The organism is Paraburkholderia sp. CI2 (assembly GCF_014201055.1).
GTDB classification, from domain to species: Bacteria; Pseudomonadota; Gammaproteobacteria; order Burkholderiales; family Burkholderiaceae; genus Paraburkholderia; species Paraburkholderia tuberum.
Window position 1 is genome coordinate 21,051 of sequence record NZ_JACHDL010000039.1, and the last position, 17,952, is coordinate 39,002.

Below are 17,952 nucleotides of genomic sequence, written 5' to 3' on the forward strand. Positions count from 1 at the left end.
GCTCACACAGCCTTCGTGCCAGCGACTTTCTCATTGTTCTTTCATTTCCTGCTGCCTGGTCTCTTTCGCGTCATTCATCTCCTGCTTCCTGTTCTCACGTTTTTCTTCTTTCATTTCCCGTTTGCTACTCTCGCGTTGATATTTGCTGGCAGGAGTGGCTTGCGGGTGGGAAGCGGTCTCCCCGACACCCGAAGCAATCGTGTCAGCGGCCGCCGCAGCGAAAGTCACCGTGAAAAATGCCGCGGCAACGATGATTAACAGTAGTCTGCTCATTTCGATTCCTTTCACGAAGCCAGATCAGTTGAGGTTCGTGTCGCCGCTCTCCTGGCGGCTTCACGTCGATCGTTCTGCGTTGCTGAATATTGATATGTCCGTGGCCGGCTATTTCTCGGTTTCCTCTTCGTCGCTGGCAGTCTCCACGTGCACAATCGCCCCGTTGCCCGCATCGATCTTCACGTCCTTGATGTCGTTGCTGGTGGTCTTGATCTCCACGCTATACACCAGGTTGCCGTTTTCGTTGTCGAGGGCGACCTTGAGCACGGTTCCGGGTACCTGGGCCAAAGCGGCTGAGGTCGCCCGGGTCGCGTCGATCCTTGCCAGCGCGGCAAGCCGGGCCGCTTCACCACGTTTCCCGTTCTGCTGCTCCGGCACCTTGATGCTGGACTGATAGGCCGGGGCCTGGGTATGGCCGTCGCCGGCCGCGGATGCGCCGCCAGACAGTCCGAAGCCCACGGTAAGCGCGCCCATCGCCATACCTAGCCGTTGCTTCCCGTTCATTGTCCATACTCCCTGAGCGAACCGTTTGCGTTGCAAGGCCGACTCGATGCCGATGTCCGCGTCAGCGCTGCGACACCGCGAACGGACATCGGCATGCCTGCTCCACAGAGCCTATAGTGGTCGCTCAATCTTGCCCGGATCTTTCCCGGACATTACATCGAGGTAAGGTACCCGGACAGTCCACCCCGCGCCGGGTGGCGATGTTGCTGTACCCGCGGTTGGCCCGCGTCACCGTGCCCGTTGACCAATGCCCATCGCCGGTCGGTCGGTTTCCGGCGGAAACACGCACCACGAGCCATCGTCATGTCGAAAGAATAGGATGGTCAACGTGCCGGCCGGTCGCGATGTCTCGACGCGTACATAGCGTTTCCGGGTGGAACGCGTGCGACTGAACCGGGTGACGTGAGCAGGCGTCGCCGGGCCTGGCGCAAGCCATTTGTCGACCAGCCAGTGCAAGGATTTGTCGCCGGTGTTCATCCGCTTCTCCTTCAGAGATCCTGCGCTGGGACGGGAGTTCGCATGCGGGCCCCACAGCAACTATTTTGGTTGCTGAATCTTGCCGGGACGTTTCCCGAACGTTACGTCCGGGTAAGCGTTGACTGGTCGTTCGGGGGGAACGGGCTCCCGCCCGGAAAGGCGACGGGAAGCGTGACGGTGAAGACGGACCCGGCGCCCAGATTGCTCGACGCTGTGACGCGGCCCTGGTGCGCTTCGACGACGGCCTTCACGAGGCTAAGGCCCAGTCCCAAGCCCCGCTGCGAGCGGCTGCGATCGCCGCGAAACAGCCGGTCCCAGCTTTTCGATAACTCGTCGGGCGTCATGCCGATGCCCGTGTCCGCGACGCGGATCACCATCGTGTTCTGCGAAGCGTAGGCTTCCACCTCGACCCGGCCGCCCGCCGGCGTGTATTTGATGGCGTTGTCCAGCAGATTCCCCATGACCTGGCGAAGGCGGTTGCGGTCCGCTGTCAACCACATGTGCGGCGGTGCGACGATCGAGACGGCAATGGCCTTTTCTTCAGCCACAAGCTGGTAGAGGTCAACGGCATCGGCCAAGAGAGTCGGGATGTCTACCGGTTCCAGGTGCAATTTGAGCGTGCCCGTTTCTGCCTCGGATATGTCCATCAACGTGTTCAGCATCTGAAGCAGTTGATCCGATTCTTCCACGCAGTCCGCCAGCGCCTCCCGGCAACTATCCGGGTCGCGCTCCGAGCGCAGCGCGATTTCCGCGATGCCACGGATGCGGGCCACCGGCGTGCGTAAATCATGGGCGACGTTGTCAAGCGCGTTGCGCATGCCCTGGATTAACGTCGCAATCTTGTTCAGCATCCTGTTGAACAGCTTGCCGAGCTCGTCCAGTTCGTCACCGGTCTCGCGGACTGGCACCCGCGCCTCCATGGCCCCTGCCTCGATCGCATGGACGGCCTGAATGAGTTGGCGAACCGGTCGCAGGGATCGTCGCGCGAGAAACACTCCGCCGAACACGCCGACAACAACCATCGGGACCATGACCCCGGCGACGATCCGCCCAAAGCTCTCCAGGACGCTGTCGCGCTGCTCGGTGCTTTTGCCGACCTGCAGGATGCCGCCGTCGGGCAGACGGGTGCCGGCAATCTCGAGAACCGCCTCATCGTCCTGTGCCGGCACACGGATCAGATCGCCGGGAGCGGCGAGCGGTGCGCGCTCGAGCCGGCTTACGTCGAACGCCGCCCACTGATCCGGGATCTGAAGGAAGACTGTCGTATTGCGTGGTCCGGCAATGCGGATAAAGAACGGCTTTGACTTCCGTAGCCGGGTCTCCAGAGCCAGTTCCTTTTTCAGGCCGGCGAGGTCGCTTGCCTGATATTGGGCGGCCAGTTGGTGAAGCCGCTGCTCAACGTCGTCGCGATCATGCTGTTGCAGCGTGGAGGCGAGCAGGAAATAGGCGAGTGCGAAAAGCAAGGTGGTGCTGAGAATGAAGCACGCCGAGTACCACAGCGCGAGTCGAAAGCTGATCGTCTTGCGGAGGAGATCAAGGGCCTTTAAGAACATACCCCACTCCCCGGATGGTATGTATCATCTTCACCGGAAAATCACGATCAACCTTGTTGCGCAGGCGGCAGACCAGCACGTCGACCACGTTGGTCTGCGGCTCGAAGCTGTAATCCCACACATGCTCCAGGATCATCGTCTTCGACACCGGGCGGTTCGCATTGCGCATCAGGTACTCGAGCAGGGACAGTTCACGCGGCTGCAGATCGAGCCTGTGGTCCCCCCGCGATACTTCGCGTGCGAGCAGATCGAGCGTCAGTTCACCGACGACCAGTCGGGTCGGCTCGGAAGCGCCGGTGCTCCGGCGGATCAGCGCGCCGACGCGCGCCAGCAGTTCAGTCAGCGCAAAAGGCTTGGTCAGGTAGTCGTCGCCCCCCGTCTGGAGACCCTTGACCCGATCATCGACGGTGCGTCTGGCACTGAGGATGATGACCGGTGTGGTGACTTTCTCACGGCGCAGTGTCTCGATGAGCGAAAGTCCGTCCAGTCGGGGCAGCATGATATCGATGACGGCTGCATCATAGGCGGTCGCGAGCGCCAGATCCAGTCCGCTCGCGCCGTCTTCCGCATGGTCGACCGCGAAGCCGGCCTGCTGCAGCGCCGTCACGACAAACGAGCCAATCTTCCGATCGTCTTCAACGACCAGCACGCGCATGATGGTTCTTCCTCGCCGTCCCCGGTCGGGACCTTTTCCGCAGGAGCATTCCGGATCTGCCGGACATTGTACGACTCGAGCGGGCGGGGGGCGGCAGCGATCGCGTGACGCATTTCAATCTGCCAGTTCATGCCGGCAGGGAGACCGTCCGGACCATCTTGCCCGGTTCTTGTGACGGGAGCCGCAGTCGGCATTGCGACGGTCCGGGCCCGGCGTCCATAGCAGCCACGGCGACGGGATCACGATCTGAAAGCCCATCCGCATTCGACCGTCGCCGAGGGGTGCTCCGTCCTGTACTAATCTAAACGCATCCGTGGTACCGCTGACATCCTCTTCCCAACGTTCGGTATAAACGTTGCGCACATCGAAATGGGTCTGGCCTATGCTCATGGGCCGGCGCCAGTACGGCAGTCTCGGCAGTCGTCGGCATCACCTGCTTTGGCGAATCGGCCTCGACGCTCAAGATTATCGGTCTCACCCTGGCTATCTGCAGCCTTGTCGCACGAACCTCAGTGCAAGCCCGCCGTAGCGGCGCCGCACGAAAAGGCAGCACGAGCTGTTGCCAATCTCCACCAGGCGATATCGAAGATCGTGGCCTCCATCAGTAACTGATGGCAGCGCAGTCATGCCTTTCGCGGAAAGGATGAATCAATGAAGACCAAAAACGTATGAGCCGCCGCAATGCGCCCGGCTTCGTTTGCAGCATGACTGAGGTTTTTGACCGTTAATATTTCGTTAAGCTGGAGAACAGGGTATGCGAGTTACAGCGCCACTATACGGCGCTGTCATGGTTTTTTCGGCACAACTATCCGTGAGGGATTCGCTTTCAGGACCTCGGCCAACAAAGACAGATCCTCATGGGTCAGCGAGGGACTGAGCTTGCGCCCGGCTGCGCTTAGTGAGCGCGAAAGAGCGCGCGCTGGCCTGCCGCAGCCTGCTGGCCGCCCGATTGAGACAATGCTGCATCCACGCCGCCATAGCCGCCAATGTTTGCCGTAGCAGCGTTGTTGCGCCTGGCTGCTACGGTCAGCGCGCTTTGTCCGCGCTGAGACGCGGGAGCTCCGACGCCAGGACGGTAGAACGGAGCCGGACCATAGCCGCTGGCAAAGGCCGGTGCAGCAATCGATGGGGAAAGTGCGAAGAGAACTGCGGCGATAAGCCTTGTTTTCATGATATGACTCCGATCGAAGTTGAATAAAGAGGGCGCTGCGACTGTTTGCCATTGATCGCATCACAGATTCTTTCTCAGTCAAGCGGATAGAAGGACCGTCAATTGACAAACGGCGTGCAGCAGCGCGGGAGAGGATAGTTCAATATTTTTGAGGGACGCCTCGCAGGCAGGCTGTGACTGTCTTGACGAGCACGGACCGCATACACGCACGTGCCGTCCGCCTCGGTCGTTTTCAGGAGCAGTGCACCCTCGGTGCGGTGGCCGGCGACGGATAATCGCTTTTGCTGTGTTGTGCGCTGCCCAGGCCCGCGGTCGCATCGATTTGAGCTTCGTTGCGCTCCCGCTGGGTCAGCGTCTGGCCGGTAGCTTGCTGCGCGAGGGCGGCCGGCTCGTTCACGGCACACACCACCTGCTTGCCGTCTCGCAAATGGACCGTCGTCGTATAGCTGGTTGAGGGAGTCGCGAATGCAGCGCCGGCGGTTGTTCCAAAGAGCACAATGGCGACTGCAAGATGAGAGATGTGACGCATGATGAATCCTCCGTACGGAGCGGCGATGTGCCGCGTCAAAATGAATTGTCGAGTGGCTACGTTCGCGGCACGTGGTACCGCTGACAGGTACCGGCAAGCCGGCCCAACAGAATTCATATTGGCCCCTGAACGTTGCCGGGATCTTTCCCGAACGTTACATCCAGGTAAGGATTGGCGAATTGGGTTTTGCCGCAATAAGGCAGTCCAGTATGCAAAATTCGCGCGTCTTCGTCGGCCTCGTAACGCAATGGACCCGAAGCCAGCAGTCAAGCTATCTTGTTGGCCGGGAGCGGCGAGGCGATTTCTTTGCGCTGACCAGCGCGCGAACGTGACAACGCCCTCTCGAGCGTTCTCACAGGCACTCGCACGCCCGCGAGCATAAAAAAACCTTGAGCTTGCAACAAGAATCTTTGGCTTTGACGGGCGGCGCGCGCCCCTTAGACTGGCTTCGCAATCATTCGAACCTCAACGGTCACGATGCGAACCACTCCCCCGCAACTCAAGGTCGACGTCTGGCGCGGTAACGACGAAGGCAGCTTTCAGCGCTTCGACGTGCCGCGCATGGAAAGTCAGACCGTGCTCGACGTGGTGATCCACATCCAGCGCCATCTGGATGCGACGCTGTCCTATCGCTTTGCGTGCCGGGTCGGCATGTGCGGTTCATGCGCAATGACCGTCAACGGCCGCGCGCGATGGACCTGCCGCACGCACGTCACCAAAGTCATGAAGCACGCCGGTGACGTGCTCGAAATCGCGCCTCTCAATCACCTGCCCGTCATCAAGGATCTGGCGACGGATATGACCGCCTTCTTCGACAAATGGCGCGACGCGAAGGGCTATTTCAAGGGCGAGCATACGCGTAACGAACCTGCCACTTGCGTCGATCCCGCCTCCGCCGAACGCAAGGCGGCCGACGCGGGGATTGAATGCATTGGCTGCGGTGTCTGTTATGCGAGCTGCGACGTCGTCGCATGGAACCCCGACTATCTTGGACCCGCCGCGCTCAATCGTGCGTGGACGCTCGTCAACGACGTACGCGACATCCAGCAGCAAACCCGCGTCGCAGCCGTCTCCAACGACGCAGGCTGTCATTCGTGCCATACGCTCGGCTCGTGTACCGAACGGTGTCCCAAGTCGCTGCAGCCGACGGCCAGCATTGCTGGCCTGAAGCGGCTTCGCGGCCATGCGCCGAAAGGAGAACCGCGATGATGAGCGGCTGGCGGTTGCAGCGCCTGTCGGCGATGGTGCTGACCTTATGCGTGGCCGTCCATCTTGTCACCATGATAATCGTCGTGCATGGCGGGCTGAGCGCGGCGAACGTGATCGCGCGTCTGCACGGCAATACGGCGTGGGCGGTGTTCTATTCAGTGTTCGTGCTTGCGTCGTCCGCGCATGTGCCTGTCGGGTTGAGAAGGATCGCCGAGGAGTGGCTCGGCTGGCGCGGGCGCAGCGTCGGGGTGGCGAGCGTGATCGTCGGCATTGCGTTGGCGATTGCCGGTCTGCGCGCGGTCTTCGCGCTGGTAGGAGGGCCGCAATGAGCGACATCGCACGCGCAGCGAAACCAGCAACAGACACGAACCACGCCCGACACCGCACCCCTGGCCGGCGCGCCGACTCGCGCGCGCGCAACCATCCCGCGTGGTGGGCCTTTCTTGTGCACCGTCTGTCCGGACTCGCGCTCGCCTTCTTTCTGCCGCTGCACTTCTGGGCGCTCGGCACCGCTTTGCACGGCGCAGCATCGTTCGAGTCGTTTCTCGCCGTGACGAGGCAACCCGCCTTCGTATTCGCCGAGTGGGGCCTCGTCACGTTGCTGGCCGCGCATCTGTTCGGCGGCGTGCGCATTCTGCTCATCGAAAACCGGCCATGGAGCGGTTTGCGCAAGAACCTGATCGCGGCGACGGCGGGCGGCGCATTGGTCATCGGGCTGGCGTTTGCGCTGTCGCTCACGTCGTGAACGCACGGTCCCCCGACGGAGATTCATCAATGGACATGCAGCAGATCGAAGAGGTCGCGAAGCAGTTGTACATACGCGCGCTGAAGCATTTGCCGCCCGATATCAAGGACGGTATCGCGCGCCTCGAACGCGCTGAAACCGACGACACCGCGCGCCGCGTGCTGGGCACAATGCGCACCAATATCGCGATTGCCGAAGATCAGGACAACCTGCTGTGCCAGGACACCGGGCTGCCGATCTACAACGTGACGATCGGCACGGGCCTCGCGCTCGACGGCGTCGCGTTGAAAGCAGCAATCCGGCGCGGCTGCGAACGGGCCACGCGCGAGCATCCATTGCGCTCGTCGGTCGTGCATCCGTTGACGCGGAAAAACGAACATTCGTCTTGCGGCGTGCTGATGCCCGCGATCCATATCGACTTCGACTCGACAGCCGACACGCTCGTGATCGAAATGATTCCGAAGGGCAGCGGTTCGGAAAACAACTCGTTTCTGAAAATGGCGATTCCGGCGGAAGGTGTCGACGCGATCAAACGCTTCGTGATCGACTGCGTGGTCGATGCGGGCGGCAAGACGTGTCCGCCGACGATTGTAGGCGTGGGCATCGGCGGTACATCGGATCTGTGCGTGTGGCTCGCCAAGCGTGCCGCGACGCGTGCGCTCGGTACGCATTGCGACGATCCGGCGGCGGCCGCGCTGGAGGAGGAACTGTCGGCCGCGGTGAACCGCCTGGGCGTCGGCCCGCAGGGGCTCGGCGGCGACGCGACATCGTTCGCGGTCCACCTCGAACTGGCGGCGACGCATATCACGATGAATCCGGTTGCCGTGAACATGCAGTGTCATTCGGCCCGCCGCGCGCGCGCCACGCTGACGCCGGCGGGCGTCGAGTACGGCTACTGACACGCGGGCTGTCCGCATCGGCACGCACACCGTCAAGGAACGATCGATGACTCATCACACGCTGTCCATGCCCGCTAGCGAAGCGCAGATTCGCGCGTTGCGCACGGGCGATACCGTTACGTTGACAGGCACGCTGTTCGGCATCCGCGACGCCACGCAGATCCATATGTTCGACCGTGGTCGCACGACTCGCTTCGATCTGCGCGGCCATGCGGTGATTCACACCGCGCCGAACGTGCGCAAGGTGCCACGCTCGGACGCACATCCGGCGGGCTACGAGCCCGTCTGCGTCGGCACGACGACGTCCGCACGCATGGAGCGCTTCACCGCGGCGCTGATGGCGCAGTACGGCGTGCGCATCGTGATCGGCAAGGGCGGGCTCGGGCAGGCGTCGAGCGATGCGTTCGCAAAATACGGCGGCGTGTATCTCGCGATCGTCGGCGGCACGGCGGCGCTGGAGACGACATGGATCGAACAGATCGAAGACGTCGATCTCGACGACCTGAACCCCGAATCGCTATGGCGCTTCAGGATCGGCGAATTCGGCCCGCTGCTCGTCGCGATGGATAGTCACGGCGGCAGCGTCTACACGAAGGTCCAGCAGAGCACGCGTGAGCGGCGCGAAGCGGTGCTCGCGTCGCTGGGCATCAGAAGCTGAACGAACGCAGCGTCGTTCATCACGGGAACCGACCATGAAGCACGTGGATACCGACATCCTGATTCTCGGCAGCGGCGGCGCGGGCCTGTTTGCCGCGCTGCATGCGCAGGCCGACGCGCCGCAGTTGCGCATCACGATCGCCGTGAAAGGATTGCTCGGCAAATGCGGCTGTACGCGCATGGTGCAGGGCGGCTATAACGTCGCGCTAGCACAGGGCGATTCGATCGAACGTCACTTCATGGATACGATCGAAGGCGGCAAATGGCTGTCGAACCAGGAACTCGCGTGGACGCTGGTGACACGCGCGGTCGAGCGGATCAACGAACTCGAAAACGAACTGGGCTGCTTCTTCGACCGCAACCCGGACGGCACGTTGAAGCAGAAGGCATTCGCCGGGCAAACCTTCGACCGCACGGTGCACAAGGGCGATCAGACCGGCATCGAGATCATCAACCGGCTTGCCGAACAGGTGTGGGCGCGCGGGATCGAGCGGCTCGAAGAACATCGCGCGGTGGAATTCATCGAGTCCGAAGACGGCAGCGCACTGGCCGGCGTGCTGATGATCGACATTCGCAGCGGCGAATTCGTCTTCGTGCGCGCGAAGGCCGTGCTGCTCGCGACGGGCGGCGGCCCCACGATGTACAAGTACCACACGCCGAGCGGAGACAAGAGTTGCGACGGCATGGCGATGGCGCTGCGTGCCGGCCTCACGTTGCGCGACATGGAGATGGTGCAGTTCCACCCGACGGGCTTGCTGGCGGGCACTCATACGCGCATGACGGGCACCGTGCTCGAAGAAGGGCTGCGCGGCGCGGGCGGCTATCTGCTGACGGGCGACGGCGAGCGCTTTATGCACCGCTACGATCCGCGCGGCGAGCGCGCGACGCGCGACATCGTCTCGCGCAGCATTTTCCGTGAACTGCGCGCGGGCAACACGACGCCGAACGGCGGCGTCTATCTGCGCATGGATCATCTCGGGCCCGACAGCGTGCGCCAGCGTTTCAAGGGCATGGTCGAACGCTGCGCGGATTGCGGCTTCGATCTGGCGGGCGGCCAGGTCGAAGTGGTGCCGACCGCGCACTACATGATGGGCGGCGTGCTGTTCGAGACCGACTGTTCGACGACGCTGCCGGGCCTCTTCGTCGCGGGCGAGGATGCGGGCGGCGTGCACGGCGCGAACCGGCTGGGCGGCAACGGCGTCGCGAATTCGACGGTGTTCGGCGGCATTGCGGGTGAGACGCTCGCGCGCTGGGTGCCGCGCCATGGGCGCCTCGCCACCGCCGATGCCAGTCGGATCGAGCGCGCCATCGAACGTTGCACGCGGCCGCTCGGCCTGCCTGCGGGCGATCTCGAGTCGATACGCGACGACCTGTACGAGTTGATGTGGCGCGACGTCGGCATCCTGCGCGACGAGCAGGGCTTGCTGCGCGCGAGAAGCGCGTTGATCGACATCGGCGAACGGCTGGACCGCACGGGTGTCGATGGACGCGATCTGCGCTTCAACCTGTCGTGGCACGACTGGATGAACCTGCACAACCTGACGCTCGTGAGCCGCGCGATCACCGAGTCGGCGTTGCTGCGCGAGAATTCGCGCGGCGCGCATTTCCGCGAAGACTTTCCCGACGCCGGAGATCTGGACACATCCGAGTATGTATGCCTGCGGCTTCAGCAGAACGCCTTCGAAACCAGCCGCCGGCGCGTTCAGTTCACGCGCGTGAAGCCTGGTCAGTCGCTGCTCGACGAATCATTGCCACTGGCGCAAACGTCGGCCGCCGTCGTGAAGTGACGCTTCACGGCGGCCGTGAACGCTTCGCGTCCGTGTTCGCGCCGTTCCAGCAGGCCGACGCGGCGCGGCGCGATCCGCTCGGGCAACTCGGTCACGCGCAGCCCTGATTCGTGATTCCAGTTCGCATTCGCGAGACGCGGCACTACCGAAACGCCGAAACCGCGCTTCACCATTTCGCAGATCGATTCGAGCGAGTTCAGCTCCATGATGTCGTGCACGGAAGCGTCGAGGCCGCGCAGCGCGTCGTCGATCAGCATGCCTGTCCACGTCTGCCGGTCGAAACGGATGAACGGCTCACGAAGCAGCGTGTCGACGTGCGCGCGCGGATTTTCAGCCGACGAGATCAGCACCATCGGCTCGTGATACAGCACCGTCCACTTCAACGCGGCGGGAAAGCCGGTGGGCGACTGCGTGACGATGGCGGCGTCGAGTTCTCCGTTCTCCACGCGTAGCGTGAAGTCACTCGACAGGCCCGTGAAAAGCTTCAGTTCGAGGCGCGGGTAGCGGCGTTTCAGATTCAGCATCGCATCGGCGAACGCGCCCATCAGCGACGACACCAGCGCGCCGACCCGCACGACGCCCGCCAGTTCGTCGCGGCCCGCCGTGGCCAGAATCCGCCGATAGTTGGCGACCAGCGTTTCGGCGAGCGGCACGATCGTGCGTCCCTGTTCGCTCAATGCGACCGAGCGCGCGCTCCGTTCGAACAGCACCATGTCGAGATCGCGTTCCAGTGAACGCATCTGCAGGCTCACGGCGGCCTGCGTGAGACACACTTCGTCGGCGGCTGCGGCGAACGAGCCGTGGCGCGCGACGGACAGAAACGTGACGAAATAGCGAATCGCACTCATGACGCTCACTCCGCTTGACGTTGCCGCATCGGCATTACTTTATCGCGTGAACAAGCGATGAGCCCAGCAGCGCCACGCCCGAAGCGAACAGCAGCGCAAGCAGCACCCGCCGAAACGCGGTGTCCGACAGACGCCGATAAAGCCGTGAGCCGAGCCACGCAAACAGCAGCGACGACGGCAGCATCCAGGCGAAGAGTACTAACGTCTGCTTGCCGATCAGGCCCGTCAGTGCATACGTGACGAGCGTCAGCGATTGCATCGCGATGAAAAAGCTTTGGCAGATCGCGCGCTGCGTATCTTTGTTGTGACCGCGCAGCATGCACCATATGGTCGGTGCCGGACCGACGAGCCCCGCAATGCCGCCCAGAATGCCGCCGACCACACCGACGCCGCCGTCCGCCCAGGCACCGCCTGCCGTCACCGTCGGCAGATCTTTCGCGGCGAGCATCACGCCGCAATAGACGATCATCAGCAGACCGGCGCCGATCCGAAAGCCGACGGGATCGATGAACGGCAGCAGCGTCGCGCCGATCGGCACGCCGAGAATGCCTCCTGCGATGAACGGACCGATGATCTTCGGCCGTATCTGCGAGCGCACCGTATGCACGGTTAGCATCTGTCCGACCAGCGAGCCGACCACGAGCATCGGCCCGATCGCTTGCGGCGGCAGCGCCCATGCCCAGAACACCATCGCGACGAGACCGAACGCAAATCCCGCCAGCCCCGACACGAAGCCGGCGACCGCGCTGCCTCCAATCACCAGCAGCGCGATGTCGGCGCTTAGCAACGAGCCTCCCGTGCGTGCACGCCATGCTTCACGACTGCATGCCCCAGCGTTGCACGGTATGGCGTTCGAGTACGCGGAAGATCAGGTTTTCGACGGCGAGGCCAATCAGAATCACCGTGAACAGACCCGCGAACACGTTCGCGATGTCGAGCAGGTTCTTGTTTTCGTAGATGAACCAGCCGAGGCCGCCGGAACCCGAACTCACGCCGAACACGAGTTCCGCCGCGATCAGCGTGCGCCACGCGAAGGCCCAGCCGATCTTCAGGCCGGTCAGAATGCTCGGGAACGCAGCGGGCACCAGAATCGCGGCGACGTAGCGCCCGCCGCGCAACCCATAGTTGCGCCCGACCATTTTCAGCGTGTTGCTCACCGACAGAAAGCCCGAGTGCGTATTCAACGCGACCGACCATGTCACCGAATGCACGAGCACGAAGATCAGGCTGCCGTTGCCGAGCCCGAACCAGATCAGCGCGAGCGGCAGCAGCGCGATGGCGGGCAGCGGGTTGAGCATCGACGTCATCGTTTCGAGAAAGTCCGTGCCGATGCGCGACGTGATCGCGGCGGCCGTCAGCAACGCGGCCAGCAGCAGACCGCAGCCGTAGCCGAGCAGCAATACGTGGATCGACGCCCATGCCTTGCCGGGCAGTTCGCCGTTTGCGATGCTCGTGCAGAACGCGTCGACGGTCGCGCTGAAAGTCGGAAACAGCAACGGATTGTTGAGCCAGCGTCCGTAGCCTTCCCAGACCAGCGCGAGCAGCGCGAGGATCAGGAACTTGCGCAGCCAGCTCTGGTTGTACAGGCGCTCGAACGGTGACAGCGGCTTTTCGACGACGCTGAAATGCTGTGCATCGCTGGGTTCGCGAATGATCTCGCCGCGCGGCGCGCGCGTGATCATGTCGTCGCGGGGCGGATGGACGGATGCGGAACCGTGTGCGGTAGCGTCAGACATTCTCTGCCTCGTGGATTTCGTCTTCGAACAGCATGTGCTGGATGCGTTTTTCGAGCGCGGCAGCGGATTCACCTGCCGCGGCCGTATCGAGTTCTGCCTTGACCTGTCCCGGGTGCGGCGACAGCAACAGAATCCGGCTGCCGACCTTGATCGCTTCCGGAATCGAATGCGTGACGAATAGCACGGTGAAGCGCGTTTCCTGCCATAGCGTCAGCAGTTCGTCCTGCATCTTGCGGCGCGTGAGCGCATCGAGTGCGGCGAACGGCTCGTCCATCAGCAGGATGTCCGGTTCCATCGCCATGCCGCGCGCAATCGCCACGCGCTGCTTCATGCCGCCCGATAACGTATGCGGATGGCTGTCCGAGAATTTCGTGAGGTTGACCTTGTCGATGTAATGCATCGCGCGCTGTTCCGCTTCGCGCGCCGACAGCCGGTGCGAAGCGAGCAGCGGAAACATCACGTTCTGCTTGACCGTCTTCCACGGCAGCAACTGGTCGAATTCCTGAAAGACCATCATCCGGTCGGGGCCCGGCTTCGTCACCGTCTTGCCCTTCAGCGTGATCGAACCTTCCGTCGGCAGCAGATAGCCGCCGACGCTCTTGAGCAACGTCGACTTCCCGCAACCCGATGGCCCAAGCAAAACGAAACGGTCGCCTTCGAATACCTGAAAGTCGACCCGATACGTTGCCATCACGAGATGCCGCGGCGTCTTGTATTGCAGCGTTACGCCGGCGACATCCAGTAACGGCATGCCGCTCGGCGAGGATGTGGCGCGGGTGGCTCCAGCACGCGTGCGATGCATGATCAACTCCCTTGAAGCGATTGGGCGGTCGGAAAGAACATGTCCTTCCACGAGGCGGGCTTGGTCTTGATCAGGCCCGTGCGTGCCATGAAATCCGCGTATTTGACCGTGTTTTCGGGCGTGGTCGTGAAGGCGACATCGGGCGACGAAATCATCTTTTCGATGTCGGCGACATTGCTCTTGTCCTTGCTGATGCGCAGGTAGGCGAGTGCGGCCGCGTGCTTGTCCCTCGTGATCTGCGCTTCGGCATCGTCGAGCGCGGCCATGAAGGCTTGCACGAGTTTCGGATTCTGTTGATAGAACTTCGTCATGCACCAGACCAGATTGAATGTCGACTTGCCGCCCAGAACGTCATACGAATTCACAACGGTGCGCACGCCAGGGTGGGCCAATTCCTGTTCCTGAAACGGCGGCGAGCCGAAATGCGCGGTCACTTCGCTATTGCCCGACAGCAGCGCCTGCTGCGCATCGGGATGAGCCAGCGAGACAGTGTATTTATCGAGCTGCCCCTGGTTGCCGGCGCCGAAGGCCTTTTCCGCGGCCATTTGCAACGTGATTGCCTGGATCGACACCTTCGCTGCGGGCAGCGCGATCTTGTCCTTGCCGGTGAAGTCTTTCAACGTTTTCACCGTCGGATTGTTGGTGTTCAACAGCAGCGGCATCGAATTGATCGCCGACAGCGCCTTGACCTCGACGGGCGTGCCGCGCGTACGCGCCCACAGCAGCACGAGCGGCGCGACGCCGCCTGACGCGATCTGCAACGAATCGGACAGCAGCGCGTCGTTCATCACGTTGCCGCCCGCGAATTCGACCCATGACACTTTCAGATTCGGCACGCCCAGTTGCGCGGCGTGCTTTTCGAGCAGCTTCTGATCCTGCATCAGCATCAGCGGCAAATAGCTGACGCCGTATTGGCGCGCGATCCGGATCTCCGACAGTTCGGCGCGGGCGGGCGCACTGGTGAGAGCTGCGCCGAGAGCGAGCAGCGTTGAGAGAAATACGGCAACTTTACGAAGGCTCATTGCTGGACACTCCTTGCGACAGGAACGGCACGGCCAATCTGTTGAAATGCGACACCGGATAAACCGGATGGGTGGGGGCTGCGTGTGCTTATTCGGTCTCGCGTGGCTGCGGCCGGCGCAACGCATGCGTCACGCGGCAAGGCGCGACATGAAGGACATGAGCGGGATGACGATGAGGCGGGGTACGCATCGTGAGTGTCTCCTTGTTGCCGGCCTGCTCGCGACAAAACGGTTTGCGCGGCGCGGCCGGAATCAGGTTCACAGATGGTGTGTTGTGGGCAACCGGATTGCGCGTGAAATGCCTTGCTTCGGTGACTGTGGCATTCAGCGAATTCAGCGCCGTATGATTTAGCTCATCTGTATGAGTAGCGAGTGTAGGTGATCGTGCTGTTGATTGCAAATGCGGGAAAACGTGACATGTGCGGCGCGCGGCCGGCGGCTTTTGGCGCTGCGCACCGCGCTTGGCTTCCGGCCTTGTCAGAGCGGCTCTTCGTGCGATGCCGAAGCACCGACGTATTCGTAGCGTGCGGTGTTCGCATGCGAGATCCGCACTTCGACGGGCGCCTGATGATACGAATACGCGACGCGCCGCACTTCAAGAAGCGGCGTGCCGTGCGGCACTTCCAGCAGTTTGCTTTCGAGTTCATTGGCTACCGCGACGCGCACGCGTTCCTCGGTGCCGAGCACGTTGATGTTGAACGCATCCTGATAGAAGTTGTACAGCGTGCTCGGCCGGCCGCGCAGCGCGGCTTCCGTCAGGCCCGGAAAACGCGCCTCGGGTACGGTGATGTTGTCGATCATCACCGTTTCGCCATGCAGCGCCAGACGGTTGATGAACGTGAACACGCGCGCGCCCGTTGCGACTTTCAGCAGCGTCGCGATATCGCGCGTAGCCTTGGCCTTCCTGAACTGCACGAGCGTTACGGTCGGGTAGGTCTTGTCGCCGTCCTGGCGCACGATACGGAAGAAGCGGAAGAAATGACGATCACGCTGGTGTTGCGCGACGAAAGTACCGAGCCCCTGATGCCGCACCAGAATGTTGTCGGCCACCAGTTCGTCGATTGCCTTGCGCAGCGTGCCGATCGATACGCCGAAGCGTTCGGCCAGCCGCTTTTCCGAAGGAATCGTTTCGCCGCCCTTCCATTCGTGCGCGGCCAGCGCGGCCAGCATCGCATTCTTCACTTCCTTGTAGCGCGTGCCGCCGATTGCCGGCGTGGTGGCCGCACCGTTCGGTAGATTGATACCCGTCGTCAACGTATTCATCGATCTCATCCTGTCGTTGCATCTTCATTGCTGCTGTCTTTCAATTGATTCTACTTCATACGGTTCATCAAACACATATAGATGATATGGTTGACATATGCAAATGTGCCGCCTAAGATGGGTTCACGCAGGCGAACCAAACCGTACCAACAGACTGGAGACAACTGATGAGCCACACCGCAGCAGGTGCACCGCAACAATCCGGTGAAGGATCTTCCGCCAGCCCTTCGTCAGACCGCAAAACGATTCATATCGTGCTGCACGAAGCGAAAGACACCGTCGGTGTGGCGGTTGTCGAAGGCATCAAGGCGGGGACCCAGTTGAACGCGTGGATCATGGACGACGACGAGGTCGTGACGATCTCGGCGAAACAGAACATTCCGATCGGTCACAAGGTGGCGCTGAAAGACATGGCGGTCGGCGACACGGTGTTCAAGTACGGCGTGGACATCGGCAAGGTCGTTGCGCCGATCCGCGCGGGTGAACATGCGCATGTTCACAACATCAAGACGAAGCGCTGGTAGCCGGCGCGAGGATCGACCAGCTCGCGCATCGACATTGCGAGCGAGCTTCCCCACTCAACAGAGCCAGATCGAAGAGAGCCACCATGAGCGTGATTGACCAGAACACCACTTTCCGCGGGTTTCGCCGTTCCAATGGACGCGTCGGCGTGCGCAACCATGTGATCATCCTGCCCGTCGACGATTTGTCGAACGCCGCCGCGCTGGCCGTCGAAACGGCCATCAAAGGCACGATGGCGCTACCGCATCCATACGGCCGCCTGCAGTTCGGCGCCGACCTCGATCTGCATTTCCGCACGCTGATCGGCGCCGGCTGCAATCCGAATGTCGCGGCGGTCGTCGTGATCGGGATCGAGGAAGGCTGGACCAAGCGCGTCGTAGACGGCATTGCGAAGTCAGGCAAGCCGGTGATGGGCTTCGGCATCGAACTGCATGGCGATCACGATACGATCATGCGTGCGTCGAAAACCGCGAAAGAGATGGTGCAGTACGCCACGTCTCTCGATCGCGAAGAATGCCCGATTTCGGATCTGTGGGTATCCACGAAGTGCGGCGAATCCGATACCACGTCCGGCTGCGGCGCGAACCCGACTGTCGGCAATGCGTTCGACAAACTCTACGGGTTGGGCACGACGCTCGTCTTCGGCGAGACGTCCGAACTCACGGGCGGCGAGCAGATCGTTGCCGCGCGTTGCGCGAACGACCAGGTGCGCGAGCGCTTCCAGTTCATGTTCGACCGCTATCAGGACATGATCAACCGCTGGAAGACCGACGATCTGTCGGAGTCGCAGCCGACCAAAGGCAACATCGCGGGCGGCCTGACGACCATCGAAGAAAAAGCGCTGGGCAATATCCAGAAGATCGGCAAGAAGTGCAGCGTCGACGGCGTGCTCGACAAGGCCGAGGAACCGACGGGGCCGGGCTTGTGGTTCATGGATTCGTCGTCAGCCGCGGCCGAGATGGTGACGCTGTGCGCCGCGTCGGGCTTTGCCGTGCATCTCTTCCCGACCGGGCAGGGGAACGTGATCGGCAATCCGATCGTGCCTGTCATCAAGATTTGCGCGAACCCGCGTACGGTGCGCACGATGAGCGAGCATATCGACGTGGATGTGTCGGGACTATTGCAGCGCGAACAGAATCTCGATCAGGCTGGCGACAAACTGCTGGAATCGATGCTGCGCACCGCGAACGGGCGCTTTACGTCGGCGGAAGCGCTGGGCCACCGCGAGTTCGTGTTGACGCGCCTGTTCGAAAGCGCGTAATTTCTCCGGGCCCGTCCTCGCGACGGGCCGCGCTGCATG

21 protein-coding genes are annotated in these 17,952 nt (G+C 62.3%); 8 read left to right on the forward strand and 13 right to left on the reverse strand.

The features are described from left to right. Positions 1–30: 30 nt before the first annotated feature. The 7 genes from HDG32_RS33710 to HDG32_RS33740 all read right to left on the reverse strand — a co-directional run bounded on the left by HDG32_RS33710 (position 31) and on the right by HDG32_RS33740 (position 5,162). Positions 31–273, reverse strand: a complete 243-nt coding sequence (locus tag HDG32_RS33710) for a hypothetical protein (RefSeq protein WP_184073923.1) — start codon at positions 271–273, stop codon at positions 31–33. A gap of 108 nt (positions 274–381) precedes the next feature. Continuing rightward, positions 382–777, reverse strand: a complete 396-nt coding sequence (locus HDG32_RS33715; RefSeq protein WP_184073925.1) for a PepSY domain-containing protein — start codon at positions 775–777, stop codon at positions 382–384. 228 nt (positions 778–1,005) lie between these two features. Beyond that, positions 1,006–1,254, reverse strand: a complete 249-nt coding sequence (locus HDG32_RS33720; RefSeq protein WP_184073927.1) for a hypothetical protein — start codon at positions 1,252–1,254, stop codon at positions 1,006–1,008. Positions 1,255–1,355: 101 nt separating this feature from the next. After that, positions 1,356–2,807 (reverse strand): cell wall metabolism sensor histidine kinase WalK, encoded by a 1,452-nt coding sequence (locus tag HDG32_RS33725; RefSeq protein ID WP_184073929.1) that lies wholly within the window; start codon positions 2,805–2,807, stop codon positions 1,356–1,358. Next, entirely contained in the window at positions 2,788–3,462 is a 675-nt protein-coding gene (locus HDG32_RS33730; RefSeq protein WP_184073930.1) for a response regulator transcription factor, read from the reverse strand. Before HDG32_RS33730 ends, HDG32_RS33725 begins: the two co-directional genes overlap by 20 nt. Positions 3,463–4,357: 895 nt before the next feature. Next, complete coding sequence (locus HDG32_RS33735; protein ID WP_184073932.1) at positions 4,358–4,633, reverse strand: hypothetical protein; 276 nt, start codon at positions 4,631–4,633, stop codon at positions 4,358–4,360. A gap of 232 nt (positions 4,634–4,865) precedes the next feature. After that, positions 4,866–5,162: a hypothetical protein gene (locus tag HDG32_RS33740; RefSeq protein ID WP_184073934.1), complete on the reverse strand. Its 297-nt coding sequence runs from the start codon at positions 5,160–5,162 to the stop codon at positions 4,866–4,868. 477 nt (positions 5,163–5,639) lie between these two features. Between HDG32_RS33740 and HDG32_RS33745 the strand changes: the two genes are divergently transcribed. From HDG32_RS33745 to HDG32_RS33770, 6 genes are read left to right on the forward strand one after another with little or no spacing between them, the layout of a single operon-like run. Next, positions 5,640–6,371 (forward strand): succinate dehydrogenase/fumarate reductase iron-sulfur subunit, encoded by a 732-nt coding sequence (locus tag HDG32_RS33745; protein WP_018422880.1) that lies wholly within the window; start codon positions 5,640–5,642, stop codon positions 6,369–6,371. Continuing rightward, on the forward strand, positions 6,368–6,700 hold the full coding sequence (locus HDG32_RS33750; RefSeq protein WP_184040186.1) for a succinate dehydrogenase: 333 nt from the start codon (positions 6,368–6,370) through the stop codon (positions 6,698–6,700). Before HDG32_RS33745 ends, HDG32_RS33750 begins: the two co-directional genes overlap by 4 nt. Next, on the forward strand, positions 6,697–7,116 hold the full coding sequence (gene sdhC, locus HDG32_RS33755) for a succinate dehydrogenase, cytochrome b556 subunit (RefSeq protein WP_184073935.1): 420 nt from the start codon (positions 6,697–6,699) through the stop codon (positions 7,114–7,116). The genes HDG32_RS33750 and sdhC overlap by 4 nt, the downstream gene beginning before the upstream one ends. A 29-nt stretch (positions 7,117–7,145) precedes the next feature. Then, the gene (locus tag HDG32_RS33760) at positions 7,146–8,015 is read left to right on the forward strand and encodes a fumarate hydratase (RefSeq protein ID WP_184073937.1); all 870 of its coding nucleotides are present in this window, start codon (positions 7,146–7,148) and stop codon (positions 8,013–8,015) included. Positions 8,016–8,061: 46 nt separating this feature from the next. After that, positions 8,062–8,673 carry a FumA C-terminus/TtdB family hydratase beta subunit gene (locus HDG32_RS33765; RefSeq protein WP_184043520.1) on the forward strand — a complete coding sequence of 204 codons (612 nt, stop codon included), beginning with the start codon at positions 8,062–8,064 and terminating at the stop codon, positions 8,671–8,673. 34 nt (positions 8,674–8,707) lie between these two features. Beyond that, entirely contained in the window at positions 8,708–10,459 is a 1,752-nt protein-coding gene (locus HDG32_RS33770; RefSeq protein ID WP_184073939.1) for an L-aspartate oxidase, read from the forward strand. Here the strand turns inward: HDG32_RS33770 and HDG32_RS33775 are convergent. The 6 genes from HDG32_RS33775 to HDG32_RS33800 all read right to left on the reverse strand — a co-directional run bounded on the left by HDG32_RS33775 (position 10,399) and on the right by HDG32_RS33800 (position 16,130). Then, positions 10,399–11,307, reverse strand: a complete 909-nt coding sequence (locus HDG32_RS33775; RefSeq protein ID WP_184073941.1) for a LysR substrate-binding domain-containing protein — start codon at positions 11,305–11,307, stop codon at positions 10,399–10,401. The two genes, HDG32_RS33770 and HDG32_RS33775, sit on opposite strands and share 61 nt — an antisense overlap. Before the next feature lie 34 nt (positions 11,308–11,341). Then, a complete protein-coding gene (locus HDG32_RS33780; RefSeq protein WP_184073943.1) occupies positions 11,342–12,094 on the reverse strand; it encodes a sulfite exporter TauE/SafE family protein in 753 nt (250 codons plus the stop codon). 28 nt (positions 12,095–12,122) lie between these two features. After that, positions 12,123–13,043, reverse strand: a complete 921-nt coding sequence (locus tag HDG32_RS33785) for an ABC transporter permease (protein WP_184040199.1) — start codon at positions 13,041–13,043, stop codon at positions 12,123–12,125. Next, complete coding sequence (locus tag HDG32_RS33790) at positions 13,036–13,845, reverse strand: ABC transporter ATP-binding protein (RefSeq protein ID WP_260336690.1); 810 nt, start codon at positions 13,843–13,845, stop codon at positions 13,036–13,038. Before HDG32_RS33790 ends, HDG32_RS33785 begins: the two co-directional genes overlap by 8 nt. Before the next feature lie 2 nt (positions 13,846–13,847). Further along, positions 13,848–14,867, reverse strand: coding sequence for an ABC transporter substrate-binding protein (locus HDG32_RS33795; protein ID WP_184073945.1), 1,020 nt, complete (start codon positions 14,865–14,867; stop codon positions 13,848–13,850). Between the two features lie 477 nt (positions 14,868–15,344). Further along, a complete protein-coding gene (locus tag HDG32_RS33800) occupies positions 15,345–16,130 on the reverse strand; it encodes a GntR family transcriptional regulator (protein WP_184073946.1) in 786 nt (261 codons plus the stop codon). Between the two features lie 254 nt (positions 16,131–16,384). Between HDG32_RS33800 and HDG32_RS33805 the strand changes: the two genes are divergently transcribed. After that, the gene (locus HDG32_RS33805) at positions 16,385–16,654 is read left to right on the forward strand and encodes a UxaA family hydrolase (protein ID WP_244144807.1); all 270 of its coding nucleotides are present in this window, start codon (positions 16,385–16,387) and stop codon (positions 16,652–16,654) included. A gap of 83 nt (positions 16,655–16,737) precedes the next feature. Then, the gene (locus HDG32_RS33810) at positions 16,738–17,913 is read left to right on the forward strand and encodes a UxaA family hydrolase (RefSeq protein WP_184073948.1); all 1,176 of its coding nucleotides are present in this window, start codon (positions 16,738–16,740) and stop codon (positions 17,911–17,913) included. Positions 17,914–17,952: the final 39 nt, after the last annotated feature.

Bases quoted from the DNA above. Each gene is read 5' to 3' on its own strand.
- HDG32_RS33730 (WP_184073930.1), bottom strand. From the start codon at position 3,462: ATGCGCGTGCTGGTCGTTGAAGACGATCGGAAGATTGGCTCGTTTGTC.
- HDG32_RS33765 (WP_184043520.1), top strand. From the start codon at position 8,062: ATGACTCATCACACGCTGTCCATGCCCGCTAGCGAAGCGCAGATTCGC.
- HDG32_RS33795 (WP_184073945.1), bottom strand. From the start codon at position 14,867: ATGAGCCTTCGTAAAGTTGCCGTATTTCTCTCAACGCTGCTCGCTCTC.
- HDG32_RS33800 (WP_184073946.1), bottom strand. From the start codon at position 16,130: ATGAATACGTTGACGACGGGTATCAATCTACCGAACGGTGCGGCCACC.
- HDG32_RS33750 (WP_184040186.1), top strand. From the start codon at position 6,368: ATGATGAGCGGCTGGCGGTTGCAGCGCCTGTCGGCGATGGTGCTGACC.
- HDG32_RS33715 (WP_184073925.1), bottom strand. From the start codon at position 777: ATGAACGGGAAGCAACGGCTAGGTATGGCGATGGGCGCGCTTACCGTG.
- sdhC (WP_184073935.1), top strand. From the start codon at position 6,697: ATGAGCGACATCGCACGCGCAGCGAAACCAGCAACAGACACGAACCAC.
- HDG32_RS33770 (WP_184073939.1), top strand. From the start codon at position 8,708: ATGAAGCACGTGGATACCGACATCCTGATTCTCGGCAGCGGCGGCGCG.
- HDG32_RS33710 (WP_184073923.1), bottom strand. From the start codon at position 273: ATGAGCAGACTACTGTTAATCATCGTTGCCGCGGCATTTTTCACGGTG.
- HDG32_RS33760 (WP_184073937.1), top strand. From the start codon at position 7,146: ATGGACATGCAGCAGATCGAAGAGGTCGCGAAGCAGTTGTACATACGC.
- HDG32_RS33725 (WP_184073929.1), bottom strand. From the start codon at position 2,807: ATGTTCTTAAAGGCCCTTGATCTCCTCCGCAAGACGATCAGCTTTCGA.
- HDG32_RS33775 (WP_184073941.1), bottom strand. From the start codon at position 11,307: ATGAGTGCGATTCGCTATTTCGTCACGTTTCTGTCCGTCGCGCGCCAC.
- HDG32_RS33790 (WP_260336690.1), bottom strand. From the start codon at position 13,845: ATGCATCGCACGCGTGCTGGAGCCACCCGCGCCACATCCTCGCCGAGC.
- HDG32_RS33735 (WP_184073932.1), bottom strand. From the start codon at position 4,633: ATGAAAACAAGGCTTATCGCCGCAGTTCTCTTCGCACTTTCCCCATCG.
- HDG32_RS33810 (WP_184073948.1), top strand. From the start codon at position 16,738: ATGAGCGTGATTGACCAGAACACCACTTTCCGCGGGTTTCGCCGTTCC.
- HDG32_RS33785 (WP_184040199.1), bottom strand. From the start codon at position 13,043: ATGTCTGACGCTACCGCACACGGTTCCGCATCCGTCCATCCGCCCCGC.
- HDG32_RS33745 (WP_018422880.1), top strand. From the start codon at position 5,640: ATGCGAACCACTCCCCCGCAACTCAAGGTCGACGTCTGGCGCGGTAAC.
- HDG32_RS33740 (WP_184073934.1), bottom strand. From the start codon at position 5,162: ATGCGTCACATCTCTCATCTTGCAGTCGCCATTGTGCTCTTTGGAACA.
- HDG32_RS33720 (WP_184073927.1), bottom strand. From the start codon at position 1,254: ATGAACACCGGCGACAAATCCTTGCACTGGCTGGTCGACAAATGGCTT.